Source organism: Microbacterium sp. Soil_N32 (assembly GCF_057655505.1).
Genome location: NZ_JBDGME010000019.1, coordinates 557893 through 578328 on the forward strand (window position 1 = coordinate 557893; position 20436 = coordinate 578328).

23 protein-coding genes are annotated in these 20436 nt (G+C 69.2%); 9 read left to right on the forward strand and 14 right to left on the reverse strand.

The genetic code is table 11. From position 1 onward, the window contains the following. Positions 1–3 precede the first annotated feature (3 nt). Both AC3A3J_RS10820 and AC3A3J_RS10825 read right to left on the reverse strand, forming a co-directional pair. Positions 4–936, reverse strand: a complete 933-nt coding sequence (locus AC3A3J_RS10820; RefSeq protein ID WP_487672274.1) for a co-chaperone YbbN — start codon at positions 934–936, stop codon at positions 4–6. Further along, positions 933–2876 carry a DUF8094 domain-containing protein gene (locus tag AC3A3J_RS10825; RefSeq protein WP_487672275.1) on the reverse strand — a complete coding sequence of 648 codons (1944 nt, stop codon included), beginning with the start codon at positions 2874–2876 and terminating at the stop codon, positions 933–935. Before AC3A3J_RS10825 ends, AC3A3J_RS10820 begins: the two co-directional genes overlap by 4 nt. 175 nt (positions 2877–3051) lie before the next feature. Between AC3A3J_RS10825 and AC3A3J_RS10830 the strand changes: the two genes are divergently transcribed. Further along, the gene (locus AC3A3J_RS10830) at positions 3052–4113 is read left to right on the forward strand and encodes an AI-2E family transporter (RefSeq protein ID WP_487672276.1); all 1062 of its coding nucleotides are present in this window, start codon (positions 3052–3054) and stop codon (positions 4111–4113) included. A gap of 4 nt (positions 4114–4117) precedes the next feature. Here the strand turns inward: AC3A3J_RS10830 and AC3A3J_RS10835 are convergent, their stop codons facing one another. The 9 genes from AC3A3J_RS10835 to rpsB all read right to left on the reverse strand — a co-directional run bounded on the left by AC3A3J_RS10835 (position 4118) and on the right by rpsB (position 10770). Then, entirely contained in the window at positions 4118–4843 is a 726-nt protein-coding gene (locus tag AC3A3J_RS10835) for an alpha/beta hydrolase (RefSeq protein ID WP_487672277.1), read from the reverse strand. Then, positions 4840–5127, reverse strand: coding sequence for a hypothetical protein (locus tag AC3A3J_RS10840; RefSeq protein ID WP_487672278.1), 288 nt, complete (start codon positions 5125–5127; stop codon positions 4840–4842). The genes AC3A3J_RS10835 and AC3A3J_RS10840 overlap by 4 nt, the downstream gene beginning before the upstream one ends. Before the next feature lie 9 nt (positions 5128–5136). Then, positions 5137–5841: an aggregation-promoting factor C-terminal-like domain-containing protein gene (locus AC3A3J_RS10845; protein ID WP_487672279.1), complete on the reverse strand. Its 705-nt coding sequence runs from the start codon at positions 5839–5841 to the stop codon at positions 5137–5139. 49 nt (positions 5842–5890) lie between these two features. Beyond that, positions 5891–6466 carry a DivIVA domain-containing protein gene (locus tag AC3A3J_RS10850; protein ID WP_487672280.1) on the reverse strand — a complete coding sequence of 192 codons (576 nt, stop codon included), beginning with the start codon at positions 6464–6466 and terminating at the stop codon, positions 5891–5893. Beyond that, positions 6466–7602 carry a phosphatidate cytidylyltransferase gene (locus AC3A3J_RS10855; RefSeq protein WP_487672281.1) on the reverse strand — a complete coding sequence of 379 codons (1137 nt, stop codon included), beginning with the start codon at positions 7600–7602 and terminating at the stop codon, positions 6466–6468. Before AC3A3J_RS10855 ends, AC3A3J_RS10850 begins: the two co-directional genes overlap by 1 nt. A gap of 6 nt (positions 7603–7608) precedes the next feature. Next, on the reverse strand, positions 7609–8163 hold the full coding sequence (gene frr, locus AC3A3J_RS10860; RefSeq protein WP_314647263.1) for a ribosome recycling factor: 555 nt from the start codon (positions 8161–8163) through the stop codon (positions 7609–7611). Positions 8164–8231: 68 nt separating this feature from the next. Continuing rightward, positions 8232–8948 (reverse strand): UMP kinase, encoded by a 717-nt coding sequence (gene pyrH, locus AC3A3J_RS10865; RefSeq protein WP_314647261.1) that lies wholly within the window; start codon positions 8946–8948, stop codon positions 8232–8234. A 90-nt stretch (positions 8949–9038) separates the two neighbouring features. Further along, complete coding sequence (gene tsf / locus AC3A3J_RS10870) at positions 9039–9866, reverse strand: translation elongation factor Ts (RefSeq protein ID WP_487672282.1); 828 nt, start codon at positions 9864–9866, stop codon at positions 9039–9041. 43 nt (positions 9867–9909) lie between these two features. Continuing rightward, positions 9910–10770, reverse strand: coding sequence for a 30S ribosomal protein S2 (gene rpsB, locus AC3A3J_RS10875; protein ID WP_487672283.1), 861 nt, complete (start codon positions 10768–10770; stop codon positions 9910–9912). 363 nt (positions 10771–11133) lie between these two features. Here rpsB and AC3A3J_RS10880 point away from each other — a divergent pair, with 363 nt between their 5' ends. Then, positions 11134–11718, forward strand: coding sequence for a murein hydrolase activator EnvC family protein (locus AC3A3J_RS10880; protein WP_487672284.1), 585 nt, complete (start codon positions 11134–11136; stop codon positions 11716–11718). A gap of 10 nt (positions 11719–11728) precedes the next feature. Here AC3A3J_RS10880 and AC3A3J_RS10885 read toward each other — a convergent pair whose 3' ends face one another. Together AC3A3J_RS10885 and dprA are read right to left on the reverse strand one after the other, a co-directional pair. After that, positions 11729–12631 carry a tyrosine recombinase XerC gene (locus AC3A3J_RS10885; RefSeq protein WP_487672285.1) on the reverse strand — a complete coding sequence of 301 codons (903 nt, stop codon included), beginning with the start codon at positions 12629–12631 and terminating at the stop codon, positions 11729–11731. A gap of 36 nt (positions 12632–12667) precedes the next feature. Next, positions 12668–13855 (reverse strand): DNA-processing protein DprA, encoded by a 1188-nt coding sequence (gene dprA, locus AC3A3J_RS10890; RefSeq protein WP_487672286.1) that lies wholly within the window; start codon positions 13853–13855, stop codon positions 12668–12670. Positions 13856–13984: 129 nt separating this feature from the next. Between dprA and AC3A3J_RS10895 the strand changes: the two genes are divergently transcribed. The 6 genes from AC3A3J_RS10895 to AC3A3J_RS10920 all read left to right on the forward strand — a co-directional run bounded on the left by AC3A3J_RS10895 (position 13985) and on the right by AC3A3J_RS10920 (position 18929). Further along, a complete protein-coding gene (locus AC3A3J_RS10895) occupies positions 13985–15292 on the forward strand; it encodes a recombinase family protein (RefSeq protein ID WP_487672287.1) in 1308 nt (435 codons plus the stop codon). A gap of 169 nt (positions 15293–15461) precedes the next feature. Next, entirely contained in the window at positions 15462–15680 is a 219-nt protein-coding gene (locus AC3A3J_RS10900; RefSeq protein ID WP_487672288.1) for a hypothetical protein, read from the forward strand. An 82-nt stretch (positions 15681–15762) separates the two neighbouring features. Beyond that, positions 15763–16176: a hypothetical protein gene (locus AC3A3J_RS10905; protein WP_487672289.1), complete on the forward strand. Its 414-nt coding sequence runs from the start codon at positions 15763–15765 to the stop codon at positions 16174–16176. A gap of 571 nt (positions 16177–16747) precedes the next feature. After that, positions 16748–17044, forward strand: coding sequence for an HNH endonuclease (locus AC3A3J_RS10910; protein WP_487672290.1), 297 nt, complete (start codon positions 16748–16750; stop codon positions 17042–17044). Continuing rightward, positions 17038–17286, forward strand: a complete 249-nt coding sequence (locus AC3A3J_RS10915; protein WP_487672291.1) for a hypothetical protein — start codon at positions 17038–17040, stop codon at positions 17284–17286. Before AC3A3J_RS10910 ends, AC3A3J_RS10915 begins: the two co-directional genes overlap by 7 nt. Positions 17287–17330: 44 nt before the next feature. Beyond that, positions 17331–18929, forward strand: a complete 1599-nt coding sequence (locus AC3A3J_RS10920; RefSeq protein ID WP_487672292.1) for a hypothetical protein — start codon at positions 17331–17333, stop codon at positions 18927–18929. Positions 18930–19119: 190 nt separating this feature from the next. Here the strand turns inward: AC3A3J_RS10920 and AC3A3J_RS10925 are convergent, their stop codons facing one another. Then, positions 19120–19368: a hypothetical protein gene (locus tag AC3A3J_RS10925; protein ID WP_487672293.1), complete on the reverse strand. Its 249-nt coding sequence runs from the start codon at positions 19366–19368 to the stop codon at positions 19120–19122. Between the two features lie 6 nt (positions 19369–19374). Here AC3A3J_RS10925 and AC3A3J_RS10930 point away from each other — a divergent pair, with 6 nt between their 5' ends. Then, positions 19375–20436 carry a phage portal protein gene (locus tag AC3A3J_RS10930; protein WP_487672294.1) on the forward strand — a complete coding sequence of 354 codons (1062 nt, stop codon included), beginning with the start codon at positions 19375–19377 and terminating at the stop codon, positions 20434–20436.

The following is a 20436-nucleotide window of genomic DNA, read 5'->3' on the forward strand; positions in this document are numbered from 1 at the left end:
CGTTCAGAACAGCAGAGACGTGAGCCTGTTGCGCGCGGCCGCCACGCGGGGGTCGCTCGCTCCGATGAGCCCGAAGAGCTCCACCAGCCGCTCGCGAACCGGGCCTCGAGAGTCCGTCGGCAGGGCGGCGAACAGGTCGAGGAGCCGGCCGAACGCGTCGTCCACGTGTCCGCCCGCGAGGTCGAGATCGGCCACGTCGAACTGCGCCTGCACGTCGAGGGGCGCGGCCGCGGCCGCGGCGCGCGCCTGCTGCAGGTCGAGTCCCTGCACGCGGTCGAGCAGGCGAACCTGCCCGAGTCCCGCGAGCGCATCCTCATCGCGCGGGTTCTCCGCCAACGCCTTCTCGTAGGCCACGACAGCGGCCGCGTAGTCCCCCGCCTCGATCGCGGCGAAGGCCTCGGCGTGCAGCGGAGGCAACGGCGGCTCAGCCGGCTCGTCTGCGCTCTCCGACGCCGGTGCGACATCCAGGGTGCCCGTCACGCCGTTCTGGGCGGCGAGCTGCAGCAGCTGCGCGAACACCTGGCGCATCTGCTCCTCGGGGACGGGGCCGTTGAACATCGGCACGGGCTGCCCCGCGATGACGGCGACGACCATCGGGATCGCCTGCGCGCGGAAGCTCTGCACGAGCTGGGGGTTGGCATCGACGTCGACCCGCGCGAGCAGCACCCGACCGCCGAGTTCTCGCACTATGCGCTCGAGGACGGGGCTCAGTTCGGTGCTCGGGGCGCTCCACGCAGCCCACAGATCGACGACGACCGGAACGCTCCGCGACGCTTCGAGAACCTGCCCGAACGATTCGTCGGTCGCGTCGACGACGACATCCGCGATGCCGCTCGCCCCGGTCGTCGGGGCGGAGCCGGCCGATGCGTTGGGCCGGTTGCGCAGACTCGACAGGTCGACAGCGCCCCGCAGGGCGGCGGGAGAGAGTTCGGTCACGGGATCACCTCTACGGAGACGAGGTCCTGACGGGATGCCAGGAGCTTGATCTGCTCGGACGACCCCTGTGCGGGGACGGCGAAGAACAGCTGGAATTCATACGTCGTGACCACGCCCTTCGCGGATTCGGATGCTCCGGTCAGCGCCTTCGCCTGGGCGTTGTCACCGAACCGGATGACCGCGTCGCTCGATGTGGGCTTGACGGTCTCGCTGTCGGTCACCGTGACCGCGACGATCGCGCCGCTGTCGAGAGTGGTCATCGAGACGGGCGCATCGTCGGTCGGCGCCATGTCGAATGTCACTTCCGACGTCTCAGCCGCCCCGTTGTCGCTCAGAGTCTGGACCACGGTCTGACGGCTCTCCGCGATCGAGCTCGCGAGCCGGCGGGAGAGATCGTCGAACATGCCGTAGGACTCGCTCTGCTCCCCCGTGTCGACCACGTCGGAGAAGGCTGCCGCGAGGTCTGCCGGAGCGACACTCAGGAACGCCGAGTCCTGCGGGACCAATGCGGTCCCGAGCCAGGCCGCCGCGACGTCGGGGAACACGGCGTCGGCCGACATGTCGGCGATGTTCGTCACCTTGTAGTTCGACCACGGGTCCTGCTGCGTCATCGTGAGGATGACGGGCGGTACCGTGTCGTCGTCGGCGCTCTTCGACAGCAGCAACGCCGTGCGGGGCCACCGGTCGGTCGCCTCGGGCAGGACCACCTCGACATCGTCGGTCGGGATGGCGGCGGGGGCCGGCGTGTCGGGAAGCGCGGTGCGCAGCGCGTACTCGGTGGTGCGCGCCACGAGCGCAGGACCGTCGAGGCGCGTCTTCGCGAGGTCGAGGTCCATCGCGGTGTCCGCCTCGGTCAGCGTGCTCGAGACCTCCCCCAGGATGCGCTCGGCCTGCGACTCGGTCACGGCCGGCGGCTTCTGGTTCTCCGGCGCGATGACCGTCGGGGTCGGGGACGGCGTCGCCGAGGGATCGTCGATCTGCGGCCAGGATTCCGGCGAGCAGCCCGTGGCGAGGACCGCGGTCAATCCGACGGCCGGGATCGCGAGCCAGCGGAGGCGGCGCCGCGGAGTACGTGCATGCATCGAGGTCTTCCCCTCCTGATCGGGGCGCTCCGGCGAGTCCGCGGACTCGCCGGCGGCGGACGGACGGTCGGCAGGTGTGTCGCCGTCTCCTCCTCGGGCACCGTCCGGTCCCATCGAGGACGACTCTTCGATGGCCTCTCGTTCGGCGGGCGGGAGGGCGGCCACATCGATCGGCTGCGTGACGGGGAGCGGCCCGGGTCCCTTGCGGCGGGGCCCACGACCACGGCGCTGGTGTCGGATGGCCAGGACGTAGAGCACGAGTCCCGCGAGGAGGGCGGCCCCACCCGCCACGAGCAGCGGCCCGGCCCACGGAGTGGAGTTGTCGATCGGCCAGGAGGCGACGATCTCGTCCGGAGCATCCTTCTGGCCGTCGTACGACACGAGCACGCTCACCCCGTCGGGGAGCTGCATGTTCTTCAGCTCGAGCTCGTCGGCGTCGGTGAAGGACTCGAGCCAGAGGTCGGAACCGGCGGGGTTGCGCGGGGTCTCGGCGGATGCCTCATCGCCGGACGCCTCATCGCCGGATGCCTCATCGGTCGCGGCCACGTGCTCGACATCGAAGCCGCCCTGGTCGTCGACACCGACGCGGTTGTACTCCGCGCCGCCCAGCCATGCCTCGATGTCGGCGGCACGACCGTAGGCGGCGAAGATCTCGCCGTCCCCGTCGATCACCAGCTTCTGCGCACCGGGGTGAGCCCGCAGCACGTCGCCGTCGATCATGACATAGGGAGCGGGTTCCTCGATCTGCACCTGCTCCGTGACGGACGACGGGCCCAGGAAGATCGTTCGCTGGGCGATGCCCGCTCCGATCAGGACCGCGGCCAGGACGAAGGCCACGACGGCCCATACGAAACGCACGAATAGTCTCCTCACGCATCGCAGACGACGGCCGGCGACGCAACACTCGACATTCCAGGTTAGCGAAACCTCCTGTGTGTTGCCCACATAGCGCAGGGAACGGAGAGGCGGCCGGCCGGAGACCGCACTCCATGGGAGCATCGGAGTCGACGTGGTCCCCCGAGCAGGAGCAGCGATGAAGATCCACAACCCGTTCCGCACCGCCCTCGTGGCCACCCTCGGCGTCGGCCTCGGCATCCTGCTCATCAGCAGTCTCGAGAGCCTCTCCACCGTTCTGCTGTACGTCGGAACGGCCCTGTTCCTGAGCCTCGGCCTCGATCCCCTCGTCTCCTTCCTCGAACGCCGTCGTCTCCCCCGCTGGCTCGCGGTGCTCGTGACGATCCTGGGAGTCCTGGCGATCTTCGGCGGAATCGTGCTGATCGTCATCCCCGTCCTGGTCAACCAGATCTCGCAGCTGGTCTCGGAGATCACGGCGATCGTGCAGAGGGGCACCCTGCTCGAAGACACCATGGCGTGGATGGAGGACGCGTTCCCCAACCTCCGCGTCGACCTCGTCTTCGACTACATCGCCGACTGGCTCGACACCAACCTCGCCGAGATCGGCGGCACCATCGGTCAGGGGGTCATCACGGCGAGCGGCGCGCTCCTGTCCGGGCTCTTCGGCGCTTTCATCGTGCTCATCCTGACCATCTACCTCACCGCCTCGACGCCCTCTCTCAAACGAGCGGTCTACCAGCTGGCACCCGCGTCCAAGCGGGACCGCTTCATCGACCTCGCCGACCAGATCACCGACTCGGTCGGCTACTACGTCATGGGCCAGGTCTCGCTGGGTGTCATCAACGGCGTGCTCAGCGCGGTCTACCTCTCCATCATCCGGGCGCCCTTCCCCGCGGTCCTGGCGGTCATCGCCTTCTTCTTCTCGCTCATCCCGCTCGTGGGCACCCTGACGGGTTCGACGATAATCGTGCTCATCTGCCTGATCCCGGGCCTCGGCTCACCGCAGACCGCGATCGCCGCCGGTATCTGGTATCTCATCTACATGCAGATCGAGGCCTACGTGATCTCCCCGCGCATCATGAGCCGCGCCGTGTCCGTCCCCGGGGCGGTGGTGGTCGTCGCCGCTCTGGCCGGAGGAAGCCTGCTCGGACTCCTGGGCGCCCTCATCGCGATCCCCGTCGCCGCGAGCATCCTGATCCTCTACCGGCAGGTGCTCATCCCCCGCATGAACGAGTTGTAGGCGATCAGACGGGCTCGGACCATTCCGTCGGCAGCGGGAGGGCGTCGGGATTCACGGCGGCGACGATCTCGGTGAGCACCCGCCGGGTCTGCGACTCCCCCACCCAGAGGTGCTTGCCGCCTTCGACGGCGATGAGGTGCGCCTGAGGGATGGATGCGAACCGCTCCCGTGCCTCGTCGGGGCGCAGGTAGTCGTCGAGCTCGGGCACCAGGATGACGACCTCGCGGTCGGTCGATGCCCAGGCCGCAACCTCGTCCTCGGTCGCCCGATGCAGCGGCGGCGAGAGCAGAATGATCCCTTCGATCGGATGGTCGCGTCCGTACTTGAGCGCGAGCTCCGTGCCGAACGACCATCCCAGCAGCCAGGGACGCGGGAGTCGGCGTTCCTCTACGAACGCCATCGCGGCGGCCACGTCGAACTGCTCGGCGGCTCCTCCGTCGAACGCCCCCTCGCTCGTCCCCCGCGGCGAGGTCGTTCCCCGGGTGTTGAACCGCAGCACCGCGAGATCCGCGAGCGCGGGGAGCCGTGCCGCCGCCTTCCGCAGGATGTGCGAGTCCATGAAGCCGCCGGCTGTCGGGAGGGGATGCAGCGTCACCAGCGTGGCGACCGGATCCGCCGATTCCGGGAGCGCCACCTCTCCCACGAGCGTCAGATCGTCCGCGGTGCGCAGCTCGATATCCTCCCGCCGAGCCGGGAGTTCCAGCGGTCCGCGAATCTCGAGCGTCGTCATGCCATCCTCCAGCAATGCGTGTGCCAATGTCGTCGCGCCGCGAGATCCGCCGCGTCGCCGAGCACGCCGTCGGCTCGCCAGGCGACCAGGTGGGCGGTGCCTACAGCGATACTCCGTCCGCACCCAGGGCAGATGTACTCCTTCTGCGCCTGTGACGCAGAGACCGGCTGCACGGTCCAGTCGGATCCGCGCCTCGTCTCGGTACGCTTCCACCCCGCCAGGAGACGGTCGAAGGAGTCGTCAGCGTCGGGGCGTGCAGGAGGACGCCTGCGGGAGCGCGGCATCGTGCTCGCTCACCACCAGTGGTTGTTCACCCAGAAGCTGTGCGCTCCCGCCCAGCTTCCGTAGCGCCCGACGGCGTATCCGGTCGCCCATCGCAGGTTGTCGACCGGGTCGTAGCCGTTGCCCGGCACCTTGCTGCAGGGCAGCGCCTGGACGAGACCACACGCTCCGGACGACTTGTTCGTCGCGTTCGGGTTCCAGCCGCTCTCGCGGGAGACGATGTAGTCGACGTACCCCCAGTCGGACTCGGCGATACCGGCCGCGGCCATCCACTCGGCCGGTGCACCACCGCCGGTGTAGTACAGCGGCGACGGGGCGGCCGGGCGGCTCCCGCCGGACTCCGATCCCGAGCTCTTCGCCGCCGGCTCCGGCGTCGGGGTGGGGGTCGGTTTGGGGGTCACGTACACCTCGAACGAACCCCGAGTGGTCGCCGCGATCTCGGCGCCCTCGCCGCTCACCGTGATGTTCTGCGTGTCCGAGAGCGCGACCGCGTAGAGCGAGTCCGGCGCCTCCTCCTGAGGCGGATCGGCCAGCGCGATCCCTGCGGGCGCGACGATGGCGGCGGCCAGACCCGCGACAGCCACCGATGCGAAGATCGACGCGACACCCCGTCGACGGGACCAGCGCGGCGTGCCGCGGCGCGCGGCCGTCACCGTCGCTGCCGGAACCGGCGAAGCGTCGGGGCGTGCAGAGTCGATGTCGTTACGGGTGTTCACGATGCCCTCCACTCTACGCGGGCGTGGCTGGGATCCGGGTGGGAATACGTCATCGCACCGCGAGGATCACGTCGACGGTGGCATCCAGCAGGGCATCCACCTGCTCTTCGCGGTACCCGCCGCGCTGCATGCGGAACGCGGCGGAACGCAGCTGCTCCGCCGACAACTGCTCCCCATCGCGCAGGTAGCGCACGATGCGGGATGCGACGTGATCGACCTCGTCCACGCGGTAGCCGAAGGTGAGGATGCCCGTGCGCGCGAACTTCCGCCGACGTGGACGGGCCAGGTGGTCGAGGATGATCTGCGCCTCGTCGCGAGCACGCTCCACCCAGGCCGCGGCGCCACCGGCGCGGACCGCGCGGTCGCGCTCCCGAGCCGCGAAGGCGTCCTCCACCCTCGCGAGTGCCGCGTCGACATCGCGCACGACGTACCCGCCCTTGGTGAGCGGGAACGACGCCATCCGGATGTCGTCCGCCGCGAGCTCGCCGCCGTGCTCGAAGGTCTCGCGCGCCGACGCGAGGAACGCGTCCACGGCACCGCGGTGGTACCCCAGCGTGCGGCCGGTCGTCACCGGGAAAGCGGGAGCGGTGCCCGCAGCGCGGGCGTCGGTCGTCGTCTCTGTCATCACAGCACCACCCAGGGAGAGAGGAGGAAGTAGAGGCCGAGGGCCGGGACGGTCGAGAGCAGGATGCTGTCGAGGCGGTCGAGAAGGCCTCCGTGACCCGGCAACCAGGAGCTCATGTCCTTGATGCCGAGGTCGCGCTTGAGCATCGACTCGCCGAGGTCGCCCAGTGTCGCCGACACGAGAACGGCCGCCCCGAGGATCACCCCACCCCACCACGGCAGTTCCAGGAGATAGAGGGCGAGGAGCACCCCGGCACCGATCGAGGCGACGACCGCACCTCCGAAACCCTCCCAGGTCTTCTTCGGGCTGATCCGAGGGGCCATGGGGTGCCGCCCGAACGCGAGTCCCGCGGCGTAGGCGCCCGTGTCCGCGGCGACCGCGATGGCGATGAAGGAGAGCACCCACCACTGCCCGCCCTCCTGGTCGAGCAGGATGAGAGCGATCCCCGCGAGGAACGGCACGTAGACCTGCACGAAGCCGCCGATGACGGCATCCGCGAGGACGTCGCCGTACGTGCGGCCGTCCCGGGCGGCCATCTGGGCGATCAGGCGCCAGACGATCACGAAGGCGACCGCGAGGAACAGAGCGACCCAGTACAGCCAGAGCTCGGCGAAGTAGGCGGCGAGCACGAGCAGCGTCGCCGCCGCCAGCTGAGGCGCGACATCCACCCGGCGGCCGGAGGACCGGAGGGCGCGCGTCAATTCCCAGACGCCGAGGAGGGCTGCGGCGAGAGCGAACGGGACGAAGAGGATCTTGACGAAGAGCAGCGACGCGAGCAGCGCGCCGCCGAACGCGAGTCCGATGACGATCGCCAGGACGAGGTCGCGCCCCGTGCGCTGCTTGATGCGCTCGTTCGCCTGGTCGAGCTGGTCCCGGGCATGGGAGACGTGGGTGCCGAACTCGTCTCGCGCCGCCCGCCACTGCTCGCGGATGGCGCTGTGGTCGGCCGTGGACAGCGCCGGAGCCGTGCCCGCTGCCGTCTCGGACGGCAGTGGAGGACGCGGGGGCACCGATGTCGCATCGAAACCCGGGAACGCCGCATCGCCGAGCGGCACGGCGGCCTCGGCTGCAGGGTTCGCCCGTGCCTCGCGACGCGTCATCGACGCGCCGTCCTCAGCATCCCGGGAGTCAGACATCCGTCCTTACACCTCGAGGAGCTCTGCCTCTTTGCGCTTGAGCGCGTCGTCGATGAGGTCGACGTGCTGACGCGTCAGCGCATCGAGCTCCTTCTCGCCGCGGGCGATCTCGTCCTCGCCGATCTCGCTCTTGAGCGCGTCGAGGTCGTCCTTCGCCTTGCGACGGATGCCGCGCACGTGCACCTTCGCGTCCTCGGCCTTGGTCTTAACCAGCTTCACGTACTCCTTGCGCCGGTCGGCCGTGAGCTCGGGCATCGTGACCCGCACGAGGTTGCCGTCGTTGGTGGGGTTCGCCCCCAGGTTCGGCATGTCGCGGATGGCCTGCTCGATCGCCTTCAGCGCCGACTTGTCGTACGGCGTGATGATGAGCGTGCGCGCCTCCTGATTGGCGAGCGATGCGAGCTGCGCGATCGGCGTCGGCGTGCCGTAGTAGTCGACGAGCACCTTCTGGAACATCTGCGGGTTCGCACGACCCGTGCGCACCGTGGAGAAGTCCTCCTTGGCAGCTTCGACCGCCCGGTTCATGCGGGTGGTGGTTTCAGCGAGGACGTCCGCGATCACGGTGACTCCTATCGTCGGGGTGTTCTGTGAATTCTATCGGGCGGCAGGCGGTGACCTGCGCGCCGCGCTCAGGTCGTGACGAGCGTGCCGATGGGTTCGCCGCGGAGGGCGCGGGTGACGTTGCCCGCAGGCTCCATGCCGAACACGCGCATGTGCATGTCATTGTCCATGCAGAGGCTGAAGGCGGTCGAGTCGACGACCTTGAGCCCGCGCTGGAGCGCATCGCTGTAGGTGACGCGATCGATGCGCTCCGCATCGGCGTGCTTGTTCGGGTCGGCGGTGTAGATGGCGTCCACACCGTTCTTGGCGACCAGAACCTCCTGAGCGCCGATCTCGAGCGCGCGCTGCGCTGCGACGGTGTCCGTCGAGAAGTACGGCAGGCCCGCGCCGGCGCCGAAGATGACGACGCGCCCCTTCTCCAGGTGACGCTCCGCGCGCCGGGGGATGTACGGCTCGGCGACCTGCGTCATCGAGATGGCCGACTGCACTCGCGTGGCGGCGCCCGCCTGCTCGAGGAAGTCCTGCAGCGCGAGGGCGTTCATGACCGTGCCGAGCATGCCCATGTAGTCGGCGCGACCGCGATCCATGCCGCGCTGGCTGAGCTCGGCCCCGCGGAAGAAGTTGCCGCCGCCCACGACGATGGCGACCTCCACCTCGTCGACCGCCGCGGCGATGTCCCGAGCGATCTGGCTGACGACGTCGGGGTTGACGCCGAGCTGGCCAGCGCCGAAGGCCTCGCCGGAGAGCTTGAGCAGGACGCGTCGGCGTCCGGTGCGTTCGGTCATGGGTGGTGTCCTCTCATCCCGATTCAAGATAGTGCCTCGTGGGCATGAAGAAGGGGTTCGGATCTCACGATCCGAACCCCTTCGACGGTGTTACGCGCCGACCTTGAAGCGCGCGAAGTCGGTCACCGAGATGCCGGCGTCCTTCGCGACCTGGGCGACGGAGAGCTTGTTGTCCTTCGCGTAGTCCTGCTCGAGCAGGGCGACCTGCTTGATGAACGCGGCGACACGGCCCTCGACGATCTTGGGCAGAGCCGCCTCCGGCTTGCCCTCGTTGCGCGAGATCTCGGTGACGATCTCGCGCTCCTTCTCGACCGCGGCCGCCGGGACGTCCTCGCGGGACAGGTACGACGGGTTGGCGAACGAGATGTGCTGAGCGATGCTGCGAGCGGTCGCCGCGTCGTCACCGGTGTAGGCGACGACGACGCCGATCTGCGGGGGCAGGTCCTTGCTCGTGCGGTGCAGGTAGACCTCGACGCCGTCACCGGTCACGGTGCGGACGCGACGCAGCTCGACCTTCTCGCCGATGATGGCTGCCTCTTCCGAGATCAGCTGCTCGACGGTCTGACCCGAGGCGTCCGCGGCCAGAGCCGCCTCGACCGAGTCGGCCTTGACGGCCGCGACGGCGTCGGCGACCTTGTCGGCCAGCGCGATGAAGCGGTCGTTCTTCGCGACGAAGTCGGTCTCGCAGGCGAGCTCGACGAGCGTCACGGCGCCGTCCTGCTCGCGAGCGACGACGAGTCCCTCGCTGGTCGAGCGGTCAGCGCGCTTGGCGTTGCCCTTCGCACCCTTGAGGCGCAGGATCTCGGTGGCCTTCTCGACGTCGCCGTCGGCCTCCTCGAGCGCCTTCTTGGTGTCGACCATTCCCGTTCCGAGCTGCTCACGCAGCGCCTTGAGGTCGGCGATGGTGAAGTTGGCCATGTGTGGTGGCTCCTTGCTTCGTGATGTGTTGGTGGTCGCGGAATTACTTGGCGTCGGCCTCGGCCGGAGCCTCGGCGTCAGCAGCCTCGGCGGCGGGGGCCTCAGCCTCGGCGGCGGGCGCCTCGGCCGCAGCCTCCGTGGTCTCGCCCGCGGGGGTCTCGAGGAGCTCGCGCTCCCACTCCGCCAGGGGCTCCACGTTGCCGGCCTCGGGGTTGTGCTTCTGCTGCAGGCCCTCGGCCGCGGCGTCGGCGATGATGCGCGTCAGCAGCGAGACCGAGCGGATGGCGTCGTCGTTGCCGGGGATCGGGTACTGGAAGTCGTCCGGGTCCGCGTTGGTGTCGAGGATGCCGATCACCGGGATGCCGAGCTTCTTGGCCTCGTCGATCGCGAGGTGCTCGCGCTTGGCGTCGACGACCCACAGGGCGGACGGCGTCTTGGTGAGGTTGCGGATGCCGCCGAGCGACTTGTGCAGCTTGTCGAGCTCGCGCTTCTTCAGCAGGAGCTCCTTCTTGGTGAAGCCGCTGTTGGCCGGGGTCTCGTAGTCGAGCTCCTCGAGCTCCTTCATGCGTGCGAGACGCTTCGAGATCGTCGAGAAGTTCGTGAGGAGTCCACCGAGCCAGCGCTGGTTCACGAAGGGCTGGCCCACGCGGGTCGCCTGCTCGGCGAGGATCTCCTGCGCCTGCTTCTTGGTGCCGACGAAGAGGATCGTGCCGCCGTGCGCCACGGTCTCCTTGACGAAGTCGTAGGCCTTGTCGATGTAGCCCAGCGACTGCTGCAGGTCGATGATGTGGATGCCGCTGCGCTCGGTGAGGATGAAGCGCTTCACCTTCGGGTTCCACCGACGGGTCTGGTGTCCGAAGTGCACGCCGCTGTCGAGCAGCTGGCGGATGGTGACCACAGCCATGGTCGTCTCCTTGTTCTGGCGCCGAGCGCCGTTGAGGTTGTCGCCGATCATGCGATCGGACTTCCTGGTGCCCGGCGCACACCCGCCCGCGAGGGGACCTGTGGGAGTGGATGCCGCGACCGAAGTCGCTGTGGGCACGCGTAGTCACCCCGGATTCGAGGTGCTCGACCAGCATACAGGATGCGAGTGGCCAGGACCCGCCCTCCACGGAGAGCGCACTCGGCACCGTTGTCCCCGAGCGCGTCTGCGGCGCGCAGACGGAGCCCATCGCGATCACGGGACGGGCAGTATCCTCCCATGACAAGCTCCACGGACCGACACAACCCACGTTTCGGAGGTCGTCCTGCCGCGACGGCCCGACAGATGCCCCTCCCACTCCGTCGCTTCGTCCTGCTGCTGGTCCTCGTCGCCATCGGAACGTGCGTGGAGCCCACCATGGCCCCGGCAGCGCCGGCGTCCGCATCCCTTTCGGCGCCGTCCTCCTCGGCAGTCGGCCCGGCGTCGGGGTCCGCCGCACCGTCGCCGTCCGCACCGGGGTGGACCTGGCCGGCCTCGGGACCGCGCACCGTCGTCGCCCCCTTTCGAGCTCCGGCTCACGCCTTCGGCGCCGGACATCGGGGAATCGACATCCTCGCTGCGACCGGTGGCCCTGTCGTCGCTCCGGCCGACGGCGTCGTCGCCTTCCGGGGCACAGTGGTCGACCGGCCGCTCCTGACGATCGAGCACGCAGAGGGGTTCGTCTCGACCCTGGAGCCGGTGGAGTCGAGCCTGCTGCCGGGAGACGCGGTACGGGCAGGGCAGACGATCGGCGTACTCGCGCACGGCGGCCACACCCCGGTGGGCGCTCTTCACCTCGGGGTGCGACAGGACGGCGCCTACATCGATCCGATGCTGTTGTTCGGTGGGGCGCCCCGCGCAGTGCTCCTCCCCTGCTGCAGTTCCCCCTGAGCGCGCGCCATCAGGCTCGCGGGTGTGCGAGACGGTAGGTGGCCGCCAAGCGCTCCGACGAGACGTGCGTGTAGATCTGCGTCGTACCGAGGCTGGAGTGGCCGAGGATCTCCTGCACGGCGCGCAGATCGGCACCCCCGTCGAGCAGGTGCGTCGCCGCCGTGTGACGGAGGGCGTGCGGCCCCACGTGCTCCGATCCGATGACGGGACCGAGGGCGCCGGCCACGAGTTCGTACACCGCGCGCGGTCCCAGGCGCGCTCCCCGCACACCGAGGAAGAGGGCGGGCGACGGCGAGGATGACCTCGACGAGAGCACGGGTCTCCCGCGGCGCAGGTACGCACCGAGCGCCTCGGCAGCCGGGCCGCCGAACGGCACGACGCGTTCCTTCGCCCCCTTGCCGAGCACGCGAGCCGTGCGGCGATCGAAGTCGACGTCGTCGATGTCGAGCCCGCACAGCTCGGAGACGCGGATGCCCGCGGCATAGAGGATCTCGAGGATCGCGTGGTCGCGCAGTGCGACGGCGTCACCATCGACGGCGCGTCTCCGGTGCTCCTCCAGGAGTCCCTCCATCGCGTCGCGGGAGGCGACCGTCGGCAGGCTGCGGCCGCGCTTCGGCGCCACCAGCCGGAGACTCGGGTCGGCGCTCACGATCTCCTGCTCACGGGCCCACGCGAAGAACGAACGCACCGCGGCAGCACGTCGCGCCAGAGTCGACCGTGCGTCCCCCCGCTGCGTGGCCCGCCACAACCAGTCGCGCAGCGCGTCGAGGTCGATGGCCTCGAGATCGGGGTCGGCGACGCTCTCGGCCAGATCGCGCAGATCGGAACGGTAGGCGCGCACGGTCGCGGGCGACAGCCGGCGCACACGAGACAGGTGCGTCGCGAACGCCTCGGCAGCCTCCGTCAGTTCCACTCGACCATGATGCCGCGCCGCGTGCCGGCTCGAGCCTCAACGCGCCGCCCGGCGCCACCCGCCGTCCGCCCGTCGCACCGCTCCTTCCAGATCGAGCATCCCGAGGAGCGCCTGGACGCGCGTGATAGCCAGACCGGACCGACGGGCGAGCTCATGCACCGGAAGCGAGGAACGCGAGCTGAGCGCGTCGAGCAGACGCGTGCGATCGGGATCCGGGGCCGGGGACCGCGGTTCGCTCGCCGGGATCTCTCCCCACAGCTCGCGCACCTCCTGGGCCGTCGTCACACACCGGGCGTCGTACTCGCGCAACAACCTGTGGCACCCTGCGGAGGCCGCGGACGTCACCGGCCCTGGCACGGCCCCGAGCGGCCTGCCCAGAGACGCCGCGTGCCCGGCCGTGTTGAGCGACCCGCTGCGCCAGCCCGCCTCGACCACCACCGTCGCGTCGCCCAATGCAGCGATCAGCCTGTTGCGCGCGAGGAATCGCCACTTGGTCGGCGCGACTCCGCACGGCACCTCGCTGACCACGGCACCGTGAGCGGCGATCTCGGCGAGCAGCCCCTGGTGCCCGGCCGGGTACGCGCGGTCCACTCCCCCGGCGAGCAGTGCGACAGTGGGCCCGCCGACCCGAAGGGCGGCGCGATGCGCGGCACCGTCGATGCCGTACGCCCCGCCCGAGACGACCACCGTGCCGGTGTGCGCGAGATCGCCCGCCAGCTCTGCGGCGAGGTGTTCCCCGTAGGGCGTCGACGCGCGGGCTCCCACGATGGAGACCCGCCTCTTCGTCGTCAGGAGCGCCTCCTGGCCGCGCACCCACAGCGCGGCGGGCGCGTGGACGTCGAGATCGTCGAGCATCGTCGGCCACCCGGGATCTTCAGGGAGCACGAGGCGGGCGTCCACGTGCCGCGCCCCCTCCAGCGCATGGACGATCGCGCGCGGGTCGGCGCGGGGCATCCACCTCGCCCGAGCGTGAGCCACGCACTCCGTCTGGGCCGATGCCTCCTGCAGGGAGGGGTTCGGCTCGCCCCCGCGCCGGTCGAGCGCGCAGAGCAGGGCTTCCACCGGACCGAGGTCACGGATCAGCGCTCCCGCCGTCCCGTCACCGGGTTCTGCGATCACCGACCAGGCCGCGCGAGCGACGATGGTGTCGATCGACGCCGCGTCGGGGCGCAGCGCGCGGGCCGCCGACCGTGCCTCTGCCGAGAACACCCGCACGCCGTTCACCGCGCTGCTCCCTGTTTGAGCAGGAGCGCTCGACCCACATCGTCCTGGCGCGGCCGTTCCACACCGGCGAGGTCGGCCATGGTCCAGGCCAAATGGTGGACCCGCAAATGGCAGAGGTACTATTGCGCCATGCGGGCAGCCACCTACCTACGTCAATCCGTCGACAACGCCGAGGGCATCGAGAGGCAGCGACAGCGCACCAGGATGCTCATCAAGGCGCGAGGGTGGAAGCTGGTCGACGAGTTCACGGACAACGACGTGAGCGCGAGCAAACGACGTGGGACGACGACCGGCTGGAGCCAAATGCTCGCCTCTGACGTCGATGTCGTCGTGGCGGTTGACCTCGATAGGCTCCTGCGGGACGTGCGCGACCTGTCCGTGCTGATCGACAGCGGCAAGAAGGTCGTCACGGTGGATGGGGAAATCGACCTCTCCACGGCGGACGGTGAGTTCCGGGCCACGATGCTCGCGGCAATCGCGAGGTTCGAGGTGCATCGCAAGTCCGAACGGCAGTGTCGAGCGAACGAGGCCCGTGCACGGGCGGGGCACTGGGTTGGTGGCCGCCGACCGTTTGGGTTCGATGAGGATGGCACGACGGTACGCGAGGACGAGGCTGCCGCCATCCGCGACGGGTACCGCGCCTACATCGCGGGCGAGACGCTGTCCGCCATCGCTCGGGACTGGACGTCTCGCGGCTTCACCACCGGCCAGGGCGGGACGTGGGAGCGCACCGCCGTTCGAGCGGTACTCAGAAACCCCCGCTACGTCGGCAAGGTCCGACACCGCGGCGAGGTTGTGGCTGAGGCCGTGTGGCCCGCGCTCGTGGACGTTGACACTTGGGAGGCGGCCCAAGCCATCATCGGGGGCGCGAGGGGACGCACGACCCGTGCTCAGAGCCTCCTGACGGGTGTGGCGCGTTGCGGGGTCTGCGGGTCTTCGCTCCACGCTGGCGGAAACGCTCGCCCGGGGGTGCGTGCCTACCGTTGCCGTTCAGCTTTGGGGCATGTGGCGAGGATGGCGGAGCCCGTGGAGCAGTACATCGACGCGCTGGTGGCTGGACGCCTGGACTTGCCTGACGCGGCCAACCTCGCTCACTCCGCCGAGGCATCCCCGGAGGACCGGTCGAAGCTGGAGGCGCTGCGCGTGCGGCGGGAGGCGTTGGGAGTGGAGTTCGCGGATGGCAACCTCACCGCCGACCAGGTGCGGGCCGCGACCGAGCGACTGAACGAGCAGATCGCCGCATTGGAGGTTCGCCTGGCCGATTCGGGGCGCGCCCGAGTTCTGGGCGGCCTGACCTCAGGAGAGGCCTACCTGGCTCTGCCGGTCGCGCGTCGCCGCCAGGTCATCGACACCCTCATGACTGTCGACGTCATGCCTCCCGGGCGCGGTGTCCGCACGTTTGACCCCGAGTCCGTTCGCGTCGCGTGGCGCTCATAGGGCAACCGTTGCACCATAAAGTCCAGGTCAGGCAGACATTCGTGTTGCAGTCAACGCGCGTTGTGCGTTAGCATCGAGCCACTGAACTTCACACGCTGAACACGGTCCCCTTGGACCAGGACCACCCCTCGAAGCGAGCGGGTGGAACTGCTCAAGAGGGACCGTTTCCATGTCCAGCTCCATCCCCACCCCGCGCAGTGCGAGCACGCGCCTTGCAGGGATCACGTCCAAGCGTCCCGCCGACGCCGCGGGTATCGCCCAGGCCCGCGCTGACCTCGCCGCCGCGAACATTCAGGCGGCCATCCAGAAGAACCTCGCGAGCGCTCCCCCGCTCAGCGCCTCGCAGATCGCACGCCTGAGCGCCCTCCTCTCGGATGGTGCCCGATGAACGCGTTTCGGGAAGCCATGACCACCGCCGCGGTCTTCCTCGCCGTCCTGGCGATCAGCTTCGGAGTGTCGGGGGTGCTGCCGTGAGCAAGCTGACGGTGAACGTGGCCCGCCACCCGTCAGAGGGCTACGGCCTGACCTTCGAGTACGCGCCTCGCATGGTGCAGGCGATCAAGACCCGCGTGCCGTCCGCTCAGCGTCGCTACGACCAGCGGACGAACACCTGGTGGCTGTACCGGCGCTCCGACCTCGAAGCCCTCCAGTCGGCGACGAACGGGTGGGCAACGTTCGCCAAGGTGGCCCGCTCCTCGCTCGCCGACTTCCGCCAGGCCCGGGACGCGATTCAGCAGAAGAACGCCGAGGCACGAAAGCGTGCTTTCACCTGCCTCCACTGCGAGACCACGATCCAGGTGAAGGGGTACGAGTGGGTGCACATCGCGACCGGCTCCCACTGGTGCGGCGTCGAGACGTTCGCGACCCCTCAGGTGTCGACGTGAGGCTCCCCCGGGACGCCGTCCTCTCCGACCTCGCGGACATGCCGAAGGTCGGGGAGGCGGGCATGCGGCTGCTGCTGGTGCTGCTCGTCCTCGCCAACCCTGAGGGCGTGGTGAAGGACCACACGCAGGACGACCTCGCAAGCCTCGCGGGGGTGTCCCGGTCCAGCGCCCGTGACGCCCTCGCCCGACTGCGGGACGCGGGAGCTGTCGAGTTCGACAACGCTCAGGGACGGCGTGCCGAGTACCGGGTGAGGGGGCGGTGGGATGCGCCCAACTTGGCCGGTACACCTGCCAACAACTTGGCCGGTACACCTGCCAAGTGCGTTTCCGACGTGGGCGAGAACTTGGCCGGTACACCTGCCAAGTTGACCCCGAACTTGGCCGGTAGACCTGCCAAGTTGACCCCCCTCCCCTACCCGGACCGCCTCGCGCGCGCGCGTTCAGAACGCGAACCCACCAAGACACACCCGTCTACGCGACGCACACCCGGACGAGAACTCACCGCACTCCACAACAACACCCCTGTGTTGGGGGGCTCGGGGGGCACCCCCGTAGCCAGCGCGACCGCGTCATGACCGCCACACACAGCGACCCCACCTACCGGCGCAACGCCGCCACCATCCGCGCCCGCGCCCGCGCAGACCACGCCGCAGGACGACCCGTCTGGTGTCAACGCTGCGGACGCGAGATCACACCCGAACAACGCTTCGACATCGGCCACCGCATCGACGCGTCCCGCGGCGGCACACACGACCTCACCAACCTCGGACCCGAACACCGAGGCGAGAACCGACGCGCAGGAGGACGACTCGGCGCGACCAAAACCAACGGCACCACCCGAGCAACCAGAGGACTCCCCACATGGTGAACCCCACCCTCATCCCCCTCGACCACCTGCTGTGGCCCGAGCCCGTCGTGGCCGGATGCAACTACCTCGTCATCGCCTCACTCACCTACATGTACCGAGGCACCAACGAACACGCCCAGCCCATCACCGTCCGACCCGAAGGCAACAACTACCGCATCACCGATGGACGACACCGCGCCATCGCAAGCATGATCGCCGGCCGCAAGGTCGTGCTGTCCGTCATCGAGGAGACGCAGCCATGAGTTCTTTGAGTCAGACCACCAGTACCCCCGCTTCGGCTCACAGAGTGCGTTCTTTCACAGACGTGCCGGAGATCGCGGAGACGTTCCCGGAGTTGGTGGGGCATCCGCTGTTGGAGGAGGCGGCGTGGGTGGAGCTGCGTGACTCGGTGTTGACTCCTGACGATGTCACGGAGCTGGCGACGACGTGGCAGACGCGGTTGGAGTTCCTGGTCGGCGCGACGATGCTGGGGCTGGTCGAGCATCGGGAGGGGGGCAGGACGGCGAAGCCTCAGCAGCTCCTCGTCGCGGACGTGATGAACGCCGGGAACCCGCTGAACGCGATCCTGGAGCCGCGCCGTTCGACGAAGACTTCCAGCATCCTCGCGGTTCACCTGGGCCGGTGCGCGGTGCGCCCCCGCCGTAACTCCGCGTTCACGCTGGCGACGACGGGTCTGAAGGCTCGGGAGAAGTTCCGTGAGGAGATCGTCGACCCGATTGAGGCGCGGTGGCCGGACCCGTCTGCGCGTCCCGTGAAGATTCACAAGGCGGGTGGCGGCGAGCGCATCGAGTTCCCGAACCGTTCGGTGTACGCGGTGCACCCGCCTATCGGCTCCAGCTTCCGCTCCTCGGCGTATGACGACGTTCTGGTGGACGAGGGGGGCGAGGCGGACGACGCCATGACGGAAGACCTCCTCGCGGCGATCCCGCCGACGTTCGACACGACAGGTGGCGCTCTGGTCGTGTCGGGCACCGCGGGCAAGCGACGCGGCGAGGGGAACCTGCTGCACCGCATGCTGACCGACAACGCGCTGGGCGCTGCTGTGTTGCGGTACGCCGCACCGGACACCACCACCGATGAGGAGCTGGCGTCATGGGAGCCGACCGCGGAGAACCCTGAGGGGCGAGTGCGCGAGCTGATCGAGCTGCACCATCCCGGTGTCCAGCCGGGCAACCTGACCCCGCTGGAGGCTGTGCACCGCTCCTACCTGCTCATGCCGCGTGACGTGTTCATTCGTGAGTACCTGGGCATCTTCGGCGAGGACGGGGCAGCGATCACCTTGTTCGACCCGCTGAAGTGGGCGCGCACGGGCGTGGACGGCACCCTCCCAGCCCCGGGCACCCCCGCCTTCCCGCCCCGCTGGGTGCTCAGCTTCGCGGCGCACCCGGACGGGCTGTGCACGTCCATCGTGGCCTCGTGGCGTGACGACGAGGGCCGGGCGGTTGGGTTGCTGCTGGACGACCTTCCCGGCATCGACAAGTCACCGGCTGCGCTGCTGAGGCTTGCTCGCCGGTACCGCGTTCCCATCGTGTTCGACAACAAGAATCAGGCGAACCTCGTCATCGTCGAGAAGCTGAACCAGCAGAAGACGCGCCCCCGCCTGGAGCCGCGCGACTTCACCCACGCGAAGGTCGCCGCCTCCCGTCTGGTCGACGAGGTCGAACGTGAGAACGTCGTGCACTGGCGCGATCAGCTTGTGCTCACCGAGGCCGTGCACAAGACGGTCAAGCGTCGCGCCGGTCAGGGCAGCGGGTGGCTGTTCGGGCGTGACCCGAAGCGGCTTGACGACAACATCACGCCCGTCGAGGCGTGGGCGCTGGGCCTCCATTTCTTCGACACGAACAAGCCGAAGAGCCGCGCACGCGGGGCGGTCAACGCATCGTGAGCGCTCGCATCTCAATGGACTACACGGCGGACACGGGCGCGGCCATGAGCTGCCGGGAGTGCCCTCACTGGCACGCGTGGAGGTGGACTCGCGTGGAGGCGTGGGAGGCTGCCCGCGACCATGAGCGGCGGGCGCACCCTGGCTCGACTCAGGCGACCACCAACCTCCACTACTGGCGGCGGAAGGACACTCAGGACGTCTCGGCGGGAACGTAGTGCGGCAAGTCGTCGGGAAGGTTCGGCAGCTGCCCGTCAGGGCCGACGACGCCAGACCGTGAAGGCCGGTAGTCACCCCTGCGAAGCCAGCGCCGATCATTCCATTCGATCTCGTCCGCGACCTCGGGAACGTCGATTCGCGCGGTGAAGTTGCCGTCGCTCACAACCACTAGTGCCATGCCCAGATCGTAGCGCTCGGGGATTCGATAAGTCGGGCTGAACATCTCTGCGTGGGACTCCTGGACCGGCTGAAGAAGGACACCCGCGCAATCGAACGCATGAGCGCGGGCCTCCCACTGGTGTCCCCTCTCGCGGGCACCACGTCGCAGATGTCGCGCCTCGTCTGGTCGGAGTTCTACGCCGGAGAGATCGGCGAGCTGACCCGAGAGGCCGCACTGTCGATCCCGCCACTGAAGCGCGCACGGGACATCCTCGTGGGGACCATCGCCTCGCTCCAGCTCCAGGAGTGGGACGCGAGCCAGGAGACGACCCCCGCCTGGCTGGTCAGCGGGTCAGCGGGTATCTCGCCGTGGCATCGCATGGCTATGACCGTCGACGACCTCCTGTTCTACGACTGGTCGCTGTGGGTCGTCGAGCGCGCAGGCGGGCCGGACTCCCCCATCACGAGCGCCGTCCGCCTCCCGTTCGAGCGCTGGAGCATCGACGACGCTACCGGCGCGGTCTACGTGGACGGGCAGCAGGTCAGCGCCCACGAGGTGATCGTGTTCCCCGGCAACGGCTCGGGTGGGATTCTCGCCACTGGCGCGCAGACCATCAAGGGGTTCCGCAGCCTGGAGCGGGCTTGGATCAAGCGGGCGGAGTCGCCCATCCCTCTCGCCGAGCTTCATCAGACGACCGACGACCCGCTGACGGACGGCGACGACGAGGACGAAGAGAACGAGATTCGACGTCTGACGAGCGACTGGGAGGAGGCTCGAAAGAACGGCGGCACCGGCTTCACTCCCTCCAACATCGAGCTGCGTGTCCACGGCGACGTTAAGGCTGACATGTTCGTCGAGGCGCGCAACGCTGCGGTGCTCGACATCGCCCGCCTCACCGGGCTCCCCGCCTCGCTACTCGACGGCTCTATGGCGACCGCGACCCTCACGTACTCGACCGCAGAGGGGAAGGCCAATGAGTTCGCCATGTACGCCCTCCCGGCGTGGATGAGCCCCATCGAGGCCCGCCTGTCCCTCGACGACGTGTCCCCGGCTGGCCGCGTCATCCGCTTCAACCGCTCGCCGCTAGTCGGCGCGCAGCAGCCCGCCGTCACTGAACCGAGGAGTGACTGA